The sequence below is a fragment of the Pseudomonas sp. P5_A2_2 genome, from assembly GCF_054177685.1.
Map to the genome: position 1 here is coordinate 1 of NZ_JBGCUL010001147.1, position 1,314 is coordinate 1,314.

Annotated in this window: 2 protein-coding genes; both read right to left on the reverse strand. The window is 58.4% G+C overall.

The features are described from left to right. Nucleotides 1-70: 70 nt before the first annotated feature. A complete protein-coding gene (locus ACXRVY_RS29585; RefSeq protein WP_057713659.1) occupies nt 71-613 on the reverse strand; it encodes a DUF2058 domain-containing protein in 543 nt (180 codons plus the stop codon). A 28-nt stretch (nt 614-641) separates the two neighbouring features. After that, the coding region (gene mazG, locus ACXRVY_RS29590; RefSeq protein ID WP_458239030.1) for a nucleoside triphosphate pyrophosphohydrolase at nt 642-1,314 on the reverse strand (673 nt) is incomplete at its 5' end.

Here is a 1,314-nt window from a genome sequence, read left to right on the forward strand (position 1 = left end):
GGCAAACACAGCATTGAAAGCGACAAACCCCGCCATGAGCGGGGTTTGTCGTATTGCAGCCTTCAGCGTGTTACCACATCAGATCATCAGGGATCTTATAGGCGGCGTACGGATCATCCTCGACACTCACTTCTTCGGTCTGCACATTCATCTGCACGATACGTTGAGGGTCGCGTTCCTGAATCTTCAGTGCCGCCTCGCGCGGAATCACTTCGTAGCCGCCAGCGTGATGCACGATGGCCAGCGAACCGCTGCTGAGCTTGTTGCGCATCAGGGTGTTGACGCAGATGCGCTTGACCTTCTTGTCGTCGACGAAGTTGTAGTAATCCTCGGTCGTCAATTTCGGCAGGCGCGAGACTTCGATCAATTGCTTGACCTGCGCGGCACGGGCCTTGGCCTCGGCCTTCTCCTGCTGCTGGCGGTTGAGTTCCTGGTCGCGCTTGACCTTCTCGGCCATGGCTTCCTGCGCCGCGCGCTGCTGGGAGTCATCCAGCTCGATCTGGCCTTTGTGGGCCAGGCGTTGTTGTTTCTGCTTGTCTTTGCTGACCTGCTTGGCCTGCTTCTGGTTGACCAGCCCTGCTTTGAGCAACTGGTCGCGAAGGGAAATGCTCATGGTGCTTATTACTCACTTAGGCCACTGCTCAACCGCAGCTGGGCAAATTCTTTTCCTGACGTTTGGCTTCGCCCCACAAGGCGTCCAACTCTTCGAGGGTGCAATCTTCCATGGGACTGCGGGTGTCGCGCAATGCCTGTTCGATAAAACGAAAGCGTCGTTCAAACTTGCCGTTGGCGCCACGCAGTGCGGTTTCCGGATCGACTTTGAGATGCCGCGCCAGATTGACCACGGAAAACAGCAGGTCACCGATCTCGTCGGCCACGGCTTCGGGATCGTTTTCCGACATCGCTTCGAGGACTTCATCGAGTTCCTCACGCACTTTATCGAGCACCGGCAAGGCGTCTGGCCAGTCGAACCCGACCTGCCCCGCGCGCTTCTGCAATTTTGCCGAACGGGACAACGCTGGCAGAGCGGCGGGCACATCATCGAGCAACGACAGCTGTTCGGGCGTTGAAGATTTCTCCGCGCGCTCCTCGGCCTTGATCTCTTCCCAACGCTGCTTGACCTGCTCTTCACTCAAACGCGGGACATCCAGCGGCGCATACAGGTCACCGGTGGGGAACACGTGGGGATGACGGCGGATCAGCTTGCGGGTGATGCTGTCGACCACGCCTTCAAACTCGAAGCGCCCTTCTTCCCGGGCCAACTGGCTGTAATAAACCACCTGGAACAGCAGATCGCCTAGCTCGCCCTGCACG

Excerpts from the sequence above, each read along its gene's own strand:
- ACXRVY_RS29585 (WP_057713659.1), bottom strand. The coding sequence starts at position 613 with ATGAGCATTTCCCTTCGCGACCAGTTGCTCAAAGCAGGGCTGGTCAAC.